Genomic DNA, 17293 nt, shown 5'->3' on the forward strand with positions numbered 1-17293 from the left:
GCGCGGTACGCGGCGCTCACGAGGACTCCTTCATGACGCTCCATCCTCCATCGACGACCAGGCTCGCTCCGGTCACATAGGAGGCATCCGCCGATGCCAGGAAGGCGACGGCCGAGGCGACCTCCTCCGGCTGCCCGAACCGCTTCGCCGCCGTGGCCGCCACGCTGCGCGCCCGCTCGGACTCCGGGATCCCCTCCCAGGCCGCGGTGAGGATGGGTCCGGGCAGCACCGTGTTGACCCGGATGTCAGGACCGTACTCGACGGCCAACTGCCGCCCCAGCGAGCACAGCGCGCCCTTCGCGGCGGCGTAGGCGGCGTGGCCGGGCAGGCCGATGACCGCGTGCACCGAGGAGGTGAGGACGACAGACCCCGACGCCCAGCGGAGCATGGCCGCGAAGGTCTTCATCCCGCGCCAGGCCGGCTTCAGCAGGACGGCCATCTGACCGTCCCACTCGGCCTCGCTCAACTCGTGGGCGGGTTTGCTGAGTTGGGCGAAAGCGTTGCTGTGCAGCACGTCCAGCCGCCCGTGTCGCACGTCGACGTGGCGGGCCAGGTTCTCCCAGTCGGCGGCCGAGGTCACGTCGCAGCGTACGTACTCCGCCTGTCCGCCGCTGGCCTCGATGTCCGCGACAAGTGTCTTGCCCGCCGCGTCGTCCACGTCCGTGACCACGACGGTCGCACCCTCGTCGGCGAGCCTTCGAGCCGTGGCCGCGCCTATCCCGTGCGCGGCGCCGGTGATCACCGCCACGCGTCCCGCCATCCTGCGGCACTCCGTCATCGTGTGCGTCTCCTGTCTGAACCCTGCTGACGACACCCACCATAGCTCTTTCAATTAATTATGAATATATCTTGACGGCGTGGCGATGACACTCCAAAACTGACCCGCATGCATCAGGCACCTTCAGTACCGATCGACGGCCGGCGGCGTCTGCGCCCGGCCGGGATCGCCTTCGGCGGCGACTACAACCCCGAGCAGTGGCCAGAGGAGGTGTGGGCCGAGGACGTCACGCTGATGAAGGAGGCGGGCGTCTCCATGGTGACGGCTGGGATCTTCTCCTGGGCCAAGGTGGAACCGAGGCCGGGTGAGTACGACTTCGGCTGGTTCGACCGGGTCATGGACAACCTCGCCGGGGCGGGTGTGGCTGTGTGTCTGGCCACGATGACGGCCTCCCCGCCACCGTGGCTGTCCCGGCTGCACCCCGAGATCCTCCCCGAGACCGCCGACGGCCGCCGCATGTGGCCCGGCGGACGCCAGCACTACTGCCCCTCCAGCGCCGTGTACCGCGAGTACGCCGCGCGTCTGGTCGAGCGACTGGCCACCCGGTACGCCGACCACCCGGCGCTGGAGATGTGGCACATCGGCAACGAGTACGGCTGTCACACCCCGCAGTGCTGGTGCGACGAGTCGGCGGCCGACTTCCGGCGCTGGCTGTCCGAGCGGTACGGCGACGTCGAGGCGCTCAACGACGCCTGGTCGACGGCCTTCTGGGCCCAGCACTACGACAGCTTCGACGAGGTGCTTCCGCCCCGGCTCGCGCCGACCTTTCCCAACCCCGCCCAGCAGCTGGACTTCGCCCGCTTCTCCGACGACGCGTTGCTGCAGTGCTACCTGGTGGAGAAGGAGGTCCTGCGGCGGATCACCCCGGACGTGCCCGTCACGACCAACTTCATCGGCGTCCACAAGCCCGTCGACGCCTTCCGGTGGGCCGCCGAGGAGGACGTCGTCTCGGTCGACGTCTACCAGGACCCGCACGACAAGGACACCCACGTCTCGGCCGGGTTCATCTTCGACGTCACCCGCTCCGCCCGCGCCGGTCAGCCGTGGATGCTGATGGAGCAGGCGCCCAGCGCGGTGAACTGGCGGGAGCGCAACGGGCCCAAGCCGCCGGGGCGGATGCGGCTGTGGAGCTGGCAGGCGGTCGCCCAGGGCGCGGACGCGGTGCTGTACTTCCAGTGGCGCCAGTCCCGGGGCGGCGCCGAGAAGTACCACTCGGCGATGGTCCCGCACGGCGGCACCGACACCCGTACCTTCCGTGAAGTGCGTGAGCTGGGGCGGGAGTTGGCCTCCGTGCCGCAGATCGCCGGCACCCGCTCGACCGCCGAGGTCGCCCTGGTGCTGGACTGGAACAGCTGGTGGGCTCTGGAGCTGGACTCGCACCCGTCCACCGCGCTCAGCCAGATGGACATCGCGCTCGCCTACTACCGGCCGCTGTTCGAGGCCGGGATCGCCTGTGACGTCGTACCCCCGGACCGGGACCTCTCCGGCTACCGCCTCGTCGTCGCGCCCAACCTGTACCTGCTGAAGGAACGGGACGCCGAACGCCTCACCGAGTTCGTGCGCGGCGGCGGCCACCTGCTGGTGTCGTTCTTCTCCGGCATCGTCGACGACTGCGACCGGGTGCACCTGGGCGGATACCCCGCCCCGCTGCGCGACGTACTGGGCCTGCGCGTCGAGGAGTTCTGGCCGCCGGCGGAGAAGGAGACGGTCGACATCCGCCACCCCGACGGCACGGTCAGCCGCGCCGGCCTGTGGTCGGAGGCCGTCGTACTCGAAGGCGCCCGGGCAGTGGCCGAGTTCGGCTCCGGGCATCTTGCGGGGCAGCCCGCCGTCACCCTCCACTCCTTCGGCGAGGGACATGCCTGGTATGTCGCGACGCGTCTCGCGCCGGAGGCCATACGCGCCCTGATCGACGACGTGAGCCATACGGCGTCCGTCACCCCCGTACTCCCTGATCTTCCCGAGCAGGTCCAGGCGTCCGTGCGCGAAGGCGACGGCGGGCGGTTCGTCTTCCTGCTGAACCACGGTCAGGACGAGGTGGAGATCACGCTCCCAGAGCCGATGACCAACGCCCTGGCCCGAGGGACGACCCCCGCCGACCGCATCACGCTGCCCGGAGCCGGAGTCGCCGTACTGACCGAGCCGTAGACAACCGATCGAGCCGCAGAAGAAGCCACAAGGTACACAAGGGACACACATGAACAGCTCACCACCCTCGCGGAGGTCCGTGCTCCGGTGGGGGGCCGGGGCGGCCGGAGCACTTGCCGCGCTCCCCGCCCTCACCGCCTGCGGCCAGACCGTCGGAGCCGCCCGCACGAGCCGGCAGGAATCCACCCGCCCCGGCCGGAAGGTGAAACTCACCTTCTGGACCTGGGTGCCGATGCAGAAGACCGTCGATCTCTGGAACAAGACGCACCCCGACATTCACGTGGAGATGCAGACCATCCCCGCGAGCACCCAGGGCGGCTACCAGAAGATGTACTCCGCCCTCACCGCAGGCAACCCGCCGGACCTGGCGCAGGTCGAGTACCAGGAACTTCCCGCCTTCATGCTGGTCAACGGCCTGACGGATCTGAGCCGTTACGGGGCCGACGCGCTGCGCGACAAGTACGTGCCGTGGCAGTGGAATCAGGGCGTCTTCGGCGGGCGGGTCCACACCGTCCCCCAGGCATCCGGCCCGATGGGACTCTTCTACCGCCAGGACCTCCTCGCGAAGTGGGGCATCGAAACACCCGCCACCTGGGCCGACTTCGAGAAGGCCGCCCGTGTGGTGAAGGCCCGCGGGGGCGGTGCCAGGCTGTCCGCGTTCAACCCCAACTCGCCCGCCTGGTTCGCCGCGATGTGCTGGCAGCGCGGGTCCCATTGGGTACGCACCCAGGGCGACACCTGGATCGTCGGTATGAACGACGACCCCTCGCGCGAGGTCGCCGAATACTGGCAGAGGATGGTCCGCGACGACCTCGTCTTCGTCGAACCCGACATGTCCAGCGGCTGGTACCGGCAGGTGCAGACCGGGCAGGTCGTCACCTGGATCGGACCGCAGTGGGGCGATGCCCTGCTGCGCGGCAACGCACCCGGCACCAAGGGAAAGTGGCGGGTCGCCCCGCTCCCCCAGTGGACGGCGGGACAGAACGCGTCCGCCAACTGGGGCGGAGCGTCCACCGCGGTCCTTCAGGGCAGCCGCCACCCACGTGAGGCGCTGCAGTTCGCGCACTGGATCAACAGCGACCCGAAGGCCGTCGACCTCAACATCGCCGTCGGCTATGGCTGGCCCGCCGCGACCGGCGTCTTCCGCGGCTCGGCGCTCGACAAGCCCGACCCGTTCTTCGGCGGCCAGCGGTACAACGACGTGTTCACCGCCTCCGACCGGGCCATCGACACCTCCTGGAAGTGGTCACCCACCACGGACGCCGACTTCGCCCACCTCGGCGACGCCTTCGGCGCCGTCATGGCGGGAGACGGCACCCTCGCCTCGGCGCTGGCCGACGCGCAGAAACGCGCGGTGGACGACCTGCTGGCCAAGGGCCTGAAGGCGAGGAGCCAGTCATGAGCAGCAACGACCCTGCCCGGAACGGCCGTCGGCGCACCGCCCGCCCGGACCGCTCCGCCTGGGGATTCCTCCTCCCCTTCGTCGCCCTCTTCCTGTTCGTGTTCGTCCTTCCGCTCGGCTACGCGGTCTACGAGAGCCTGCTGAAACCGATCCGCTCCGGGCCGCTGGGCCTGGGCCCGGCCACCATCGGCTTCGCCGGTCTCGACAACTACACCCTCGCGCTGCAGCAGTCGGACTTCCTGGGCAGCTTCGGGCGGGTGCTGCTCTTCGGCATCGTGCAGGTCCCCGTGATGCTGCTGTTGGCCACCGGTCTGGCGCTGGTTCTCGACACGCTCTCCCAGCGCTGGGCGGGCATCCTGCGAGCCGCCTACTTCCTCCCGTACGGCGTCCCCGGTGTCATCGCGTCGATCCTGTGGGGCTTCCTCTACGTACCGGGCGTCAGCCCCCTGGTCGACCTGCTCGGCAGGATCGGTCTCGCACCGGACTTCCTCGGCTACCACGGCGTGCTGTGGTCCATCGCCAACATCGTGATCTGGGAGTTCACCGGCTACAACATGCTGGTGATCGTCGCCCAGCTCAAGTCGATCCCACAGGAGTTGTACGAGGCCGCGCGCATCGACGGCGCGAGCGCCTGGCAGACGGCGATCAGGATCAAACTGCCGCTGGCCCGGCCCGCCCTCGTACTCACCGGAGTCTTCTCCATCATCGGCACCCTGCAACTGTTCGCCGAGCCACTCGTCATCAAACCGCTGACCTCGACGGTGACCACCTCGTACACACCGAACCTGGCCGCCTACAACGAGGCGTTCGCCAACAACAACATCTACCTCGCCGCGGCCGAGTCGGTGATCCTCGCCCTGGTCGCGAGCGTGCTGTCGTTCGGCTTCCTCAGCTTGGTGAACCGTAAGGAAAGGGGTGCGCGGTGAGCGTGTCCACACCACAGACGACGACGTCGGTGGACCTCCCCACCGACCCCTCGCGGATCGCCCGGGCCGGCCGTGACCACCGACCAGGGCGAGGGGTGCGGCCGTCACGGATCCTGGTGGTCGCCCTGCTCACGGTAGCGGCGCTGTACTTCCTGCTGCCCGTGTACTGGCTGGTGGTGGCCTCCACCAAGAGCAGTGCGGATCTCTTCGGCAGCTTCGGGCTGTGGTTCTCCGACCCACAGTGGCTGCACAACCTGTCGCAGGTCTTCTCCTACGACGACGGCGTCTTCTGGAACTGGACGTGGAACAGCTTCCTGTACGCGGGAGTCGGCGGCGCGCTGGCGACCCTGTTCGCGTGTGCTGCCGGGTACGCCCTCGCCGTGTACCGCTTCCGCGGTCGCGAGGCGGTCTTCAAGGTCGTGCTCGCCGGTGTGCTGCTGCCCAGCACCGCTCTCGCGCTCCCGCTGTACCTGCTGTTCAGCAAGGTGGGCCTGGCCAACACCTACTGGGCCGTGCTGATCCCCAGCATGGTCAGCCCGTTCGGGGTGTACCTGTGCCGCATCTACGCCGAGGCGGCGGTACCCGCGGAGATGCTGGAGGCGGCACGGGTCGACGGCGCCGGCGAGTGGCGGATCTTCAACACCCTTGTCCTGCGCACGATGACGCCCGCGCTGGTGACCGTGTTCCTCTTCCAGTTCGTCGGCATCTGGAACAACTACTTCCTGCCCCTGGTCATGCTGTCCGACGACCACAAGTACCCGCTCACCCTGGGCCTCACCACCTGGCAGTCGCAGGCGGACCGGCACCCCGAGCTCTACCAGCTCACGGTGGGCGGGGCGTTCCTGTCGATCCTTCCGCTGGCCGCCGCGATGCTCGTCCTCCAGCGCTACTGGCGTTCCGGCCTGACCCAGGGCAGCGTCAAGGGCTGAAAGAAGGGGAGGGGCAGCCTGCCCCTCCCCTCGTCACCGGCCGCCGGTCCTGCGGGTCACCTTCCCCGCGGATTGGCGGCCTTGCGGAATGTGTCGTAGACGAGCTTGGGCCGCTCCTCGGCGAAGGTGACCAGGCCCATGACGGAGATGCCGTTGTAGGCCTGGTTGTAGCCGGCCCGCTGCTTGTAGTCCTTGAGGACCCAGTAGGTGAAGCCGGCGACGAACTCGCTGCGCGCGGCCACCTGTGCCCAGTGGGCGGTGAAGCTTGCCGCCTGCCATTCCTCGGTGCCCTGCGTGGTGCTGGGGCCGTGGCTGCCGGCCTGCGACCAGGTGCCGTTCTCGGTGATCAGAATTGGCTTGTCCGGATACTTCGCATGCACGGCGTCCAGCGTGGGGCCGAGGTCGGCGTCCTTGCCGTAGAAGTAGCCGAAGTACTCGTTGAACCCGATCACGTCGGCGAGGTCGAAGGCGGGGTCGTTGCTGGTGTTGGAGGCCCAGGTCACCGGGCGGGCGGTGAGGTCGACCGCCTTCACGGCCGCCTTCAGGTCGGCGAGCCAGGCCCGGTAGACCGGGGCGCCGTCGGCGTCGATCTCCGACTCGTTCTGCAGGCCCCAGAGGATCACCGAGGGGTGGTTGTGCTGGTTCCACGCCATGGTCAGGGCCAGCGCGCGGGCGAGGCCGTAGCGCTCGGTCTGCAGCTTCTCCTGGGCGGTGTTGAGCCACATGGTGTCGATGTCGTCCATCACCAACACTCCGTGCGCGTCCGCCCAGTCGTAGACGTAGGGGTGGCGGTTGTAGACGCAGTTGCGGATGAAGTTGGCGCTCAGTGCCGTGATGTGGCCCAGCTCGCGGTCGTACTCGGCCGGCATCATCGCCCTGCCGTGCGCGGCCGTCTCCTCGTGCCAGTTGAGCCCCTTGAGGAACAGTGGGTTGCCGTTCAGCCGCAACTGCGCGTCGCCGACGGTCAGTTCACGCATGCCGTACACGGTGGACAGCGTGTCCACCCGCGGGCCCGGGTGCCTCCCAGCGGTCAGGGTGGCGCGGGCGGTGAGCGTGTGCGGCGAGGCCGGACTCCATCGCGGGGCACCGGGCACGCAAAGCACGACCCGTACGACGCCTGCCGATCGGGCGGCGATCCGGGCCGCGATCACGGCAGGCCGGCCACCGCTGCCCCGGCCGGGATCCAGGGTGAGCCGGCCTTCGAAGTCGAAGGCACCGTGGTTCTCGACGACCGCGCGTGCCTCAAGGCGCCCGTTCGCGGCGGACACGAGCAGTTTGGCGATGGTGACCTGCGGGACCGCCTCGATCCAGGCCGACCGGGTCAGCCCCGCGTAGGGCCAGTAGTCGACGGGCTTGTACGGCACTTCGTACTCGTCGGTGACCGGCTGCGGAGTCGAGGCCGTGTAGTCGGTGTAGCTCGCCCGGCGGAAGACCCGCACGGCGATCGTCTGACGGGCTCCCGGCCGGAGCGCCCCTTCCACCGATAGCGCAAAGGGCGAGTTGGCGCCTTCATGCTTGCCGAGGTGCGTGCCGTCGACCCAGACCTCGGCACTGTATCCGGCGGCCAGGAAGGCGATGCGGACGTGCCGGGCACGCCAGGACGCGGGCACGTCGACGGTGGTGCGGTACCAGGCGTACCCGTCGGTGAACGCCGTGCCCTTGCCGAACGGGGCGCTCTCCGAGCCGAATCCGGGCGTGTCCAGTAGGTCCCAGGCCGCCGGGACGTCGATGAGGTCCCAGGCCCTGTCGTCGTGGTGCGGGGACTGCCAGCCCTCGCCGAGTCCCTGGTCGGCGAGGTCGAAGCGGAAGCGCCACCGCTTGTCCAGGGACAGGTAGTCGCGGGTGGGCTCGTGGGTGCGCCAGCCGTCGAACGCGGGGAGGACCGTGCCGTACTGGAAGACGACGTTGGTGCCGCCGACATCACGCACATGGGTGCCGGAGGGCTCGGTGGCCGGATGGGTGTCGAGCACCGGGCCGTTCGCGGCGGCCGCGGCCGTGCCGTCTGCCGCTCGCGCCGTCTCCGGCCACGCCGGCAGGGCGACGAAGGCCGCCGCACCGAGTGCAGTGACGACGGTGCGCCGGGACGGATGGATGGATTCGGTCATGGCAGGCGGCTCCTTGAAACACGTGCGTGTCCGTTCGCCCCACAGCCTGGACAACGCCGTCACCCTCGTCAAGGATTATTCATAAATAATGAATTGAGCTAACGTGGTGCCGTCGAGCCGCCGACGGCGTCCCACCGCACACGAACGACGGGTGACCTCATGACCGCACAGCAGCAAGCCACCACGCGCGAGACCACGGGCCGACTCGCCATCACCCTGTGGGACTTCAGCTGGTACACGCAGGCAGGACCCGGCGAACCCTTCGCCGACCTCGACCGCGCCTTCGCCGAGGCGGTGGAACGGGGCTTCAACACCGTGCGCGTCTGCGCCATGCCCTTCCTGCTGTTCTCCGGACACGTGCACTCCCCGGAGTCCCTCCAAGTCCGCGGCCTGGGCGATCAGTTCGGACAGCGCACCCGCTGGTACGACGTGCGCGGCGGCTATCCGCTGGACAGCCGCCGACGGCTCGTCGAGCTGTTCGAGGCAGCGGCCCGCCACGACTGCAAGGTCATCGTGTCCTCCTGGGAGTACCAGCAGTCCCCCAGCTTCGCCGACACCGACGCCTGGCACCGCGCCTTGGCCGCCGTCCCCGGCCCGGACCGCGCCGAGGCCGTGGCCGAAGCCCTCGCCGCGCTACTCGACTTCCTCACCGACCGCGGACTGGCCGACGGCGTCGCCTACGTCGAGGTGCACAACGAGGTCGACAACTGCTCCCTGGTACCGGCCGACGGCACCGCCGGCCACTACGCCCGGCTGCGCGGCCCCCTCGAACGCGCGGTGAAGCTGCTGCAAGCACGCCACCCCGACATCCCCGTCACCTATTCGCTGGGCGAGCCCTGGCCCGGCGAACTCGACGACCTGCCGGAGCAGGCGCAGATCGCGCACTTCCACTTCTACGTCTACGGCGTGCTCGGCGCGCTGTACGAGGCGGTGGGGCTCGGGCACGGCACCGAAGCGGCCCCCGAAACGGCCACCTGGCCCACCCCCGAACTGGCCGCCATGCTGCGCCCCGACGCGCCCGCCTTCACCGACTACCAGCCGGACGAACCCTGGCGACTGGCCGCCACCGGCATCCCGCGCGAACTGTTCTACGCACACGACTGGGTCGACCCCGACCGCTGGGACCTGTGGCTCTACGAGAACTATCCGACGCACCGACAGGCCATGCGCGAGACCCTGGCCGGATGGATCGACGCCGTCGCCGACTTCGCCCGCCGCCGCGGCATCCCCGCCGTCCTCGGCGAAGGCGTCGTGGGCTACACCCCACTGCTGACGCGCTTCGAGGAAGACGCCGTCGGCAAGGACATCGCCGAGTTCGTCGTCGACCGCTGCCTCGCCGCGGGCTTCCACGGCGTCGTCCTGACCTCCAACGCGGCCCCGCACCACCCCATGTGGCACACCGATCCGGACTGGATGCGGCGGGTCAACGCCCGCATCACCGCGGTCTGAACGCGCCGGCGGCCCGGAACGCAGACGCCAAGCCATGCCGACACGATGCCCAAGAAGTGATGCTTGTGAGGAAGCGAGCAGCATAGCCAGGACGGCCACGGTGATCCCGCACCCGCGTACCGGTGATCGGCATGGCGGCGACGAGCGTCCATGGACAGCTCAACAGTGCATCAGTTCCTGGTAGATGACGGGGACGCGTTGACCATGATGGCCCCCTTCGAATGATCGGTCCTGCCGGATCGTGGTCAGCGTCGACAAGCCTCGTGAAAGCAGCCCGTCCTGGGATACGTCGATACTGTGGGAGCGGTCGGCGAGTGGGGCGGTTTCGGGGAAGGCGTGGCTCCCACCGGAGATCACCCAGGCCGCATCACGCGAAGCCCCTCGCCGATCACTCGCCCAGCAGTCGGCGCAACCAACGAAGCCGGGCCGCGCGGGCGTCCACGGAGAGGGAGGCCTGCGGTACGAGGCCGTCGAAGCCGTGGAAGCCGCCCGGCCACACATGTAGCTCGGCGATGCCGCCAGCCTGCCAGATGCGGCTCGCGTACGCGCAGTCCTCGTCCCGGAAGGTCTCCGCCGAGCCGACGTCGATGAACGCCGGAGGAAGGCTGGACAGATCGTCGGCGCGGGCAGGCGCGGCATAGGGCGAGACGCCGGCGGTGCCACGCGCCTCTCCCAGCGGGGCGCTCCAGCCAGTCTCACACAGTGTGTACACGAGGTGGCCGCCAGTGGGGAATCGAAGTGGCCACGGCGGGGAGCTGAAGTGGCCGCGATCCGGTCCTTCTGCGCCGCGGCCTTCCACTTCGCGATCTCTTCTCGACGCCGCCCGTAGTACTCATTGTCGGCCGCCGTGTGCTTCGCCTCCGTCTCCTGGCTGCGGAGGTGACCTGCACTCCCTCGTGCCAGGTCTGGGGTCGGCGACGACGCTGGGCGCTCGACGGCGGCCCGAGCTGCGGGACCGGCAGTGGTTGGCCGGATCAGAAGAAGGTGGGCAGGCGCGGGGTGTAGGGGTCTTCCAGTGCGGCGATCTCGTCCGCGGTGAGCGTGAGGTCGAGCGCGGCGACGGCGTCGGTGAGGTGGTGGGTCTTGGTGGCGCCGACGATGGGCGCGGACACGACAGGGTTTTTCAGTACCCAGGCCAGCGCGACCTGGGCCATCGGGACACCGTGCGCGTCGGCGATCTTCTGGACGGCGTCGACGATGGCTTCGTCGGTGTCGACGAACATGGGGCGGCCGGCGAAGTCGGTGTCGGGGGTGGTCTTGGCCCGTGCGGTGCTGTCCTGGCCCCAGGGGCGGACGCCACGGCCGCCGGCCAGGGGGCTCCAGGGGATGGAGCCGACGCCGGAGTGGGCGAGCAGGCCGAACATCTCGCACTCCTCCTCCCGCGCCAGCAGGTTGTACTGATCTTGCATGGACACGAAGGGCGTCCAGCCGTGGCTGTGGGCCGCGTGCTGCATGGTGGCGAACTGCCGGGCCCACATCGAGGAGGCGCCGAGGTAGCGGACCTTGCCGGCCTTGACGAGGTCGTGCAGGGCTTCCATGGTCTCCTCGACCGGGGTCTGCGGGTCGAAGCGGTGGATCTGGTAGAGGTCGATAGTCCGGTACGAAGGCCTCGTGAACAGTGATGTCTCCGTGATCACCCAGCGCGGGGGCTCCAGGCATGTCGGACCTCCGGGCCATGACCAACTGCCCGCCCGCGCGGATGGCTGGAAGGACTTCGGAGCCGAGGAGTGCGCAGTCGACCAGGCTGGACACGCCGCCCGGAACGTCAACGCGAAAGCCCACCTATAGCCCCTTCAGGCGACAGCACCACACCTGTCGCAATGGCTGGACTCCAGGGTGTCTCAGGCGGCTACCCCCGGGGACCAGACGCGTTTGTCGCCGATGGTTCCGGGAGCCGAAGAAGGAACAGGGCTGCGCGGCCGTCGGCGCGGCACAGATAACCTGCGCGAATGAGGCGGATTCAGCGGGCGGCTGGCGCGGTCGTCGGCTCAGCGGTGGGTGACGCCCTGGGCGGCCCCTTCGAGTTCGGTCCCCAGGGAGCATTCTCCGCGCGGTTTCCCGCGCCTGGTACCGGTGGCGAGATGTGCGGAGGCGGTGGCTGGGACCCCGGCGAGGCCACTGACGACACGCAGATGGCCGTCCTGGTCGCGGAGTCCCTGCTGGAACGGGGCCGACTGGACCTGCCGGACATCTTCGCCCGCTTCCAGCGATGGGCAGCATCAGAACCGAAGGACATCGGCTTGCAGACCGAAGACGTCCTGACCAACGGCATGCCCTGGGACCTCGCCGCCGCGATCCACTTCCAGGTCAACCAACGAGCAGCGGGAAACGGCTCCTTGATGCGGGCATCGACCTCCGCGGTCCACTTCGCGGCCGCCGGCCCAACGGCCACCATGGACGCGGCCCGCCGCATCGCCGCCCTCACCCACGGCGACCGCGCGGCCTGGGAAGGCACCGCGATCTTCCACGCACTCATCCGCGTCACGCTCGAGGACACCGACCCCCTCACCGCGCTCCCGGACATCCTGGCTCTCGTCCACCCCGACCACCGCGGCCGCTACGCCACGGTCCTCGCTCCCGACTGGCACCCCGATCAGGCGACCGAGTTCAACGGCGCCGTATGGCCCTGCCTGGGCTCCGCCGTCTGGGCCCTGCGCATCACCACCAGCTTCGAAGACGCCCTACGCGCGGCGATCGATCTCGGCGGTGACACGGACACCGTCGCCGCGGTGACCGGAGGCCTCGCGGGGGCGTACTACGGCCTGGATGCAATCCCCGCACACTGGACCCAGCCACTCCATGTCCCCCTCCCGGGATTCGATGGACGGGTGCTGCGCCTGGCAGATCTACTCCGTCTTGCGCACCGCCTCGAAACCACTCACGCCGGTGATCAGCAGGCGGATGAGAGCTGTTGATGAGACAGGTGTGGTAGCCCGCATGAACGGCGAGCTGGTCGTATGGGAAGCCGTGGGCCACCTGGCGTTCGAGCAATTGCAGAACCGGCTCGCCCGGCGCGGAGCCGGGGCGGTCGAGGCGGCGCGCCATACGAGGAGCGCGCTTGAAGTTGGGCGCCAGGCAGGCCTTGCACGGCACCTCCCCCGAGTAGTCGGCTCACTTGGACCCATCCACGCACAGCCGGGAATCCCGCGACCCCGGTGAAGCCAGCGCGCCGCCCCGGCCATGTATCCGCCGGGCGTTCCGAAGCCCGGAAGAAGGACTCAACGAAACGCCGCCTGAACCTGCGCAGCTGGGCGTTCATCAACCTGCGCGTCCTCAACTCCGCGCACGAGCCCTGGCGGCGCGGAATGAAGGCGGGCCGGCAGCCGGGGTGCCTGACGTAGTTTCAAGGTGTGTCGCCGGACCAGTCCCAGTGGCGCGGGTCTTCGAGGCGTGGGTCATACATGGCCCGGCCGCCGGCTCCAACCACCAGGACCCGGCGAGCCAGCCGTTCAGCCGCAGCACTCGTCGGGCTCGGAGCGGCATACTCAACGCGACGGTCTACGGGGTCTCCTTAACAGAACGCTGTCGTGGTTTCGCCGACGTGAGCCTGCGCTGTGCCGTGCGGGCGGCGAGCAGTTCGTCGGCGGCTGCAGGCATACCTTCGTCCCGGAGGATGTCGGCGAGGCCGGTGACTTCCCAGGCGGGTGCCTGCCGTGCGACGTGGAGGAGCAGTGCGTGGAGGTGGTGGTCGCGTCCGGCTGTGATGAGGGCACGTGCCAGATCGGGCACGACGTCTTCGAGGGGCTGACCTCCGGCGTTGTGGGTGAGGAGCGCAGGGATGTCCGCGGGCTGGTCCCAGGCGTGCAGGAGTTCGGTGACCAGCGGCTGGGCGTCCTCGTGGGTGAGGGGCAGTCGTACGGTGAACCGGGCGCCCGCCTGGTCTTGCCGACTGGGGGCGAGGGTGAGGGTGCCGTGGTGGAGTGCGGTGATGCGGCGGGCGATGGCCAGGCCGAGGCCGGTGCCCCCGGCGTCCCGTGTGCGGGCGTCGTCGAGCCGACTGAAGCGTTCGAAGATCGTCTCCTGATGTTCGGGCGGGACGGGCGGGCCGTCGTTGGCCACGTCGACTACGGCTTGTCGGCGTTCGTGGTCTAGGGCGAGCGTGACGGTGATCCTGGTGGCCGCGTGGCGTTCGGCGTTGTCGAGAAGATTGGCCAGGACGCGGGCGAGCAGGCCTCGGTGGCCGGTCACGGGCGCGGGTTCGTCGGGTGCGGTGACGGCGAGACTCAGGTGATCGGGCACGTCACGGCGGGCGACATCATCGCGGATCAGGTCAGCTACGTCGACTTGCTCGGTCAGGAGAGTTCTCGAGTGGGAGGCGTGCGCGTCGAGCCGGGCCAGGAGCAGCAGGTTGGTGGTGATGTCCTGGAGTTGCAGGGTGTCGTGCAGGGAGTCACGGGCGGCGTCGAGCCAGTGGGCGGCCCCGGACGAGGTGAGCGCAAGTTCAAGTTCGGCGCGCAAGCAGGCGAGCGGGGTACGCAGTTCGTGGGCGACGTCGGAGGTGAACTGCCGTTGCCGGGCGGCCGCCGCATCGAGGCGGTCCAGGACGCTGTTCATCGTCGCCACCAGCTGCTTGAACTCCCGGCCGCCACGCGGCGCCGGTATGCGCTGGTCGAGACGGCTCAAGCTCAGGGCGGCGAACTGCGTCCGGATGTCGTCCACCGGTTTCAGGGCCCGGCCGATGACCAGCCATGTCCCGCCGGCTGTCAGCATCGTGAGTCCCAGCGTGCCGCCAGCCAGCCACCCCACGGTGGTGTTCAGCCGCTGCTGGTCCGTCCAGGCGTCGGGGTAGGGACCGGAGTCCTCCCGAGCCAACCACAGGGACGTCCCGTCGGCCTCAATCAACTCCGCGGGCGTCGCATCGCCCGGGTCGGTCCACGGCCACAGGGACAGGCGTTCGCCGTGGATCAGGGGGAGCCTGTCGCGCCGGCCGGTGTACTCGTCGAGCGGGGTTTCGACGTATGAAGTGTCGTCGCCCGGAGGCGACTCGACCAGCTCGACGCTGGTACCGTCCGTGACCACCTGGACCACCGAGGCGACCAGTGAGTTGCGCACGGCGACGGCGCAGGCAACGGCGGCAAGTGTCAGCAGGACGGCGGCTACGGCGGTCGCGGCCAGTGTCAGCCGCAGCCGCGCGCTGCCCGGCCGCGGGCCGCGGGCGTCTCGGCGCAGCTGAGGCGTCCTCAGCATGCCGTCTCCGGCATGCCGTCGAGCCGGTACCCGATCCCCCGGACCGTACGGATGGACCGCCGCCCGAAGGGGGTGTCGATCTTGCGGCGCAGGGCGCTGACGTAGACCTCCACCACGTTGACGTCCCCGTCGAACCGGTCGTCCCAGACGTGCTCGAGGATCTCCGTCTTCGTGACCGTTTCGCCGCCGCGCCGCGCCAGGTACTCCAGGACCGAGAATTCCCGTGCCGTGAGGGTCACCGGCACCGTGCCGCGACGGCAGTGCCGGGCGGCGGGGTCAACTTCCAGGTCCCCGACGCGCAGCACGGCGGGGCGTTGCGGCTGTCCGCGCCGCATCAGCGCCCGCAGCCGGGCCATGAGCGTCACGAACGAGAACGGCTTGGTCACGTAGTCGTCCGCCCCGACGTCCAGCCCTTCTGCCTCGTCGTACTCCCCGTCCATCGCGGTCAGCATCAACACCGGCGCCCAGATGCCCGCCTCACGCAGCCGACCGCACACTCCATATCCGTTCAGGCCCGGCAGCATCACGTCCAGCACGATCGCGTCGTACGGGCTCTCGCCCGCCCGCTCGAGCCCTGACGGCCCGTCGTGCACGACGTCCACCGCCCACCCTTCACCAACCAGGCCGCGCCGCAGCAGCTCCGCCATCCGCCGGTCGTCCTCAACCACGAGTAAGCGCATGACTCCAGCATGAGGGAGAACACCTGTGGCCAACCTGAAGAACCGCACAGCGCCTCGGAGTTGACGTACGGGCCTCTCAGAAATCTTCAGCTTCCCCACAGCTCCTCGCTGCCACAGTCGTCGCCAGGCACCGGTCAGGTCCGCCTCAAGGCCCCTGCATCGGCCGGTGTCCGCCTCTCCGTATACCTGGAAGAAAGAGTTGATCATGACTGCACTCAGGCGCTCTGCGCTCGCTCTCGGTACCGCCGTATGCGCCGTCGCGATGGCCTCGGGGCCGGCCGCCGACGCCCTCGCGACCACCGCACCGCAGGCCCCCGCGCATACCGTCGCCCAGCAGCACACGGCGGTTCACGAGACCGGCACGGCCGTGCAGGGAGGGGCCACCGTGCAGTCGACCCTCCGCCGTCAGTGGGGACCGAGCTGGATCTCCGGCTCCTACCTCACCCACCACGGCAAGAAGTGGGTCTCCCAGCCCTACCGGTCGAAGGGGAAGACTGCATACGCGTACCTGCAGTGCTACAACACCAACGCCAAGATGAGGGTGCGCATCTACAACGTCGAAGCCCAGCGGTACATCGCGGACAGCGGCAAGGTCACCTGCAACCCCCACAAGGCCTTCCACACTAAGACCAAGGCGTTCCAGCACCTTGACCACCTGCGCATCGTCGTCAACGGCGACCAGGGCTCTGAGGTCTGGGCGTCCTACAGGCGGTGATCAGCGATGACGCCGGGCGGGCAACTGCTCTTCCCGCCCGGCGTCACACGCCGGTTCACCCCGGTGCGCGGCCGATGCCTCACGGGGGTATGCATCGGCCGCGCACCGGTTCTATCAACCTGCGGTGTCGGCGGCAGACCGCCGACCGGCCTCGCACTGCCGGCGTCACCCGCAGCCTGCTCGATGCGAGTGCCGTCGTCCAGCCGTCACGAGGGCGCACTGGGCAACAGCGGGACGAACAAGGCTACGACGCCTACCAAAAGCCGCGAGGGACGCAGTCGTACCCCCGCCCGCCGCCCCGTGTCATCTCCACTCATCCCTCCCTGCCCTTCACACCTACATACGAAGGGGACCCGCACATGCATCCGCGCAAATACCCCGACCTCTCAATGGACTTCGAGGAGTACGTTCGTACTCGGCAGGAGGCGCTGCTGCGCAGCGCCCAGCGCCTGATTGCCGACCCGCTCGACGCCCAGGACCTGCTGCAGACCGCCCTCGTACGCACATACCTCCGGTGGGAGGGAATAGCGGACAAGCAGCTCGCGGACGCCTACCTGCGCCGCGTCATGATCAACACCCGGACGGAGTGGTGGCGGGCCCGGAAGCTGAAAGAGCTCCCCGTAGAGCAGTTGCCGGACGCACCCGTCGAGGACTCCACCGATCAGTACGCCGACCGCGCCCTGCTGATCGACATCATGAAGACGCTGACGCCCCAGCAGCGCAGGGTCGTCACGCTGCGGCACTGGGAACAGATGTCCACCCACGAGACGGCCAACGCCCTCGGCATGGCGCCCGGAACCGTCAAAAGCACACTGCACCGAGCACTCGCCCAACTCCGCCGCGAACTCCGGCACCGCGACCCCGACTCAACTTCAACGCCAGCAGCCTGTCGTGTGAGCCCATCGGCCAGCCACCAGGCACGATGATGCGCCGCCCTGCGTCCACTGCCGACCGGACCCGGCCCTCGGCATCCT

12 protein-coding genes and 2 pseudogenes are annotated in these 17293 nt (G+C 69.2%); 8 read left to right on the forward strand and 6 right to left on the reverse strand.

All coding sequences use genetic code 11. The features are described from left to right. Positions 1-16 precede the first annotated feature (16 nt). Positions 17-760 (reverse strand): SDR family oxidoreductase, encoded by a 744-nt coding sequence (locus ABZ656_RS18880; RefSeq protein WP_360269321.1) that lies wholly within the window; start codon positions 758-760, stop codon positions 17-19. Positions 761-886: 126 nt separating this feature from the next. Here ABZ656_RS18880 and ABZ656_RS18885 point away from each other — a divergent pair, with 126 nt between their 5' ends. The 4 genes from ABZ656_RS18885 to ABZ656_RS18900 are packed head-to-tail and all read left to right on the forward strand — an operon-like array spanning position 887 to position 6183. Beyond that, entirely contained in the window at positions 887-2926 is a 2040-nt protein-coding gene (locus tag ABZ656_RS18885; RefSeq protein WP_101406561.1) for a beta-galactosidase, read from the forward strand. 49 nt (positions 2927-2975) lie between these two features. Further along, positions 2976-4328 carry an extracellular solute-binding protein gene (locus tag ABZ656_RS18890; protein WP_101406562.1) on the forward strand — a complete coding sequence of 451 codons (1353 nt, stop codon included), beginning with the start codon at positions 2976-2978 and terminating at the stop codon, positions 4326-4328. Next, positions 4325-5254: a sugar ABC transporter permease gene (locus ABZ656_RS18895; protein ID WP_101406563.1), complete on the forward strand. Its 930-nt coding sequence runs from the start codon at positions 4325-4327 to the stop codon at positions 5252-5254. The genes ABZ656_RS18890 and ABZ656_RS18895 overlap by 4 nt, the downstream gene beginning before the upstream one ends. 56 nt (positions 5255-5310) lie before the next feature. Then, positions 5311-6183, forward strand: a complete 873-nt coding sequence (locus tag ABZ656_RS18900) for a carbohydrate ABC transporter permease (protein WP_360269347.1) — start codon at positions 5311-5313, stop codon at positions 6181-6183. 56 nt (positions 6184-6239) lie between these two features. Here the strand turns inward: ABZ656_RS18900 and ABZ656_RS18905 are convergent, their stop codons facing one another. After that, a complete protein-coding gene (locus ABZ656_RS18905; protein ID WP_360269324.1) occupies positions 6240-8288 on the reverse strand; it encodes a glycoside hydrolase family 2 TIM barrel-domain containing protein in 2049 nt (682 codons plus the stop codon). 159 nt (positions 8289-8447) lie between these two features. Between ABZ656_RS18905 and ABZ656_RS18910 the strand changes: the two genes are divergently transcribed. Continuing rightward, the gene (locus ABZ656_RS18910) at positions 8448-9737 is read left to right on the forward strand and encodes a cellulase-like family protein (RefSeq protein ID WP_360269326.1); all 1290 of its coding nucleotides are present in this window, start codon (positions 8448-8450) and stop codon (positions 9735-9737) included. Between the two features lie 388 nt (positions 9738-10125). Here ABZ656_RS18910 and ABZ656_RS18915 read toward each other — a convergent pair. Beyond that, positions 10126-10434, reverse strand: a pseudogene (locus tag ABZ656_RS18915) (alpha/beta hydrolase); the annotation flags it as partial. Positions 10435-10711: 277 nt separating this feature from the next. Then, a pseudogene (locus ABZ656_RS18920) lies at positions 10712-11329 on the reverse strand (aldo/keto reductase); the annotation flags it as partial. Positions 11330-11686: 357 nt separating this feature from the next. Here ABZ656_RS18920 and ABZ656_RS18925 point away from each other — a divergent pair. Then, positions 11687-12652, forward strand: a complete 966-nt coding sequence (locus ABZ656_RS18925; protein ID WP_360269328.1) for an ADP-ribosylglycohydrolase family protein — start codon at positions 11687-11689, stop codon at positions 12650-12652. A gap of 583 nt (positions 12653-13235) precedes the next feature. Here the strand turns inward: ABZ656_RS18925 and ABZ656_RS18930 are convergent. Both ABZ656_RS18930 and ABZ656_RS18935 read right to left on the reverse strand, forming a co-directional pair. Further along, complete coding sequence (locus tag ABZ656_RS18930) at positions 13236-14924, reverse strand: ATP-binding protein (RefSeq protein WP_360269330.1); 1689 nt, start codon at positions 14922-14924, stop codon at positions 13236-13238. Next, the gene (locus ABZ656_RS18935) at positions 14918-15604 is read right to left on the reverse strand and encodes a response regulator transcription factor (RefSeq protein ID WP_101406567.1); all 687 of its coding nucleotides are present in this window, start codon (positions 15602-15604) and stop codon (positions 14918-14920) included. The genes ABZ656_RS18930 and ABZ656_RS18935 overlap by 7 nt, the downstream gene beginning before the upstream one ends. Before the next feature lie 205 nt (positions 15605-15809). On the opposite strand from ABZ656_RS18935, the gene ABZ656_RS18940 reads away from it, so the two are divergent. Both ABZ656_RS18940 and ABZ656_RS18945 read left to right on the forward strand, forming a co-directional pair. Then, positions 15810-16319, forward strand: coding sequence for a hypothetical protein (locus ABZ656_RS18940; protein ID WP_360269332.1), 510 nt, complete (start codon positions 15810-15812; stop codon positions 16317-16319). A gap of 359 nt (positions 16320-16678) precedes the next feature. After that, positions 16679-17245, forward strand: coding sequence for a SigE family RNA polymerase sigma factor (locus ABZ656_RS18945; protein ID WP_360269334.1), 567 nt, complete (start codon positions 16679-16681; stop codon positions 17243-17245). Positions 17246-17293 lie beyond the last annotated feature (48 nt).

The sequence above is a fragment of the Streptomyces sp. NPDC007095 genome, from assembly GCF_040634475.1.
Classification (GTDB): Bacteria; Actinomycetota; Actinomycetes; order Streptomycetales; family Streptomycetaceae; genus Streptomyces.

Bases quoted from the DNA above. Each gene is read 5' to 3' on its own strand.
- ABZ656_RS18880 (WP_360269321.1), bottom strand. From the start codon at position 760: ATGGCGGGACGCGTGGCGGTGATCACCGGCGCCGCGCACGGGATAGGC.
- ABZ656_RS18885 (WP_101406561.1), top strand. From the start codon at position 887: ATGCATCAGGCACCTTCAGTACCGATCGACGGCCGGCGGCGTCTGCGC.
- ABZ656_RS18890 (WP_101406562.1), top strand. From the start codon at position 2,976: ATGAACAGCTCACCACCCTCGCGGAGGTCCGTGCTCCGGTGGGGGGCC.
- ABZ656_RS18895 (WP_101406563.1), top strand. From the start codon at position 4,325: ATGAGCAGCAACGACCCTGCCCGGAACGGCCGTCGGCGCACCGCCCGC.
- ABZ656_RS18905 (WP_360269324.1), bottom strand. From the start codon at position 8,288: ATGACCGAATCCATCCATCCGTCCCGGCGCACCGTCGTCACTGCACTC.
- ABZ656_RS18910 (WP_360269326.1), top strand. From the start codon at position 8,448: ATGACCGCACAGCAGCAAGCCACCACGCGCGAGACCACGGGCCGACTC.
- ABZ656_RS18925 (WP_360269328.1), top strand. From the start codon at position 11,687: ATGAGGCGGATTCAGCGGGCGGCTGGCGCGGTCGTCGGCTCAGCGGTG.
- ABZ656_RS18930 (WP_360269330.1), bottom strand. From the start codon at position 14,924: ATGCTGAGGACGCCTCAGCTGCGCCGAGACGCCCGCGGCCCGCGGCCG.
- ABZ656_RS18935 (WP_101406567.1), bottom strand. From the start codon at position 15,604: ATGCGCTTACTCGTGGTTGAGGACGACCGGCGGATGGCGGAGCTGCTG.
- ABZ656_RS18940 (WP_360269332.1), top strand. From the start codon at position 15,810: ATGACTGCACTCAGGCGCTCTGCGCTCGCTCTCGGTACCGCCGTATGC.
- ABZ656_RS18945 (WP_360269334.1), top strand. From the start codon at position 16,679: ATGCATCCGCGCAAATACCCCGACCTCTCAATGGACTTCGAGGAGTAC.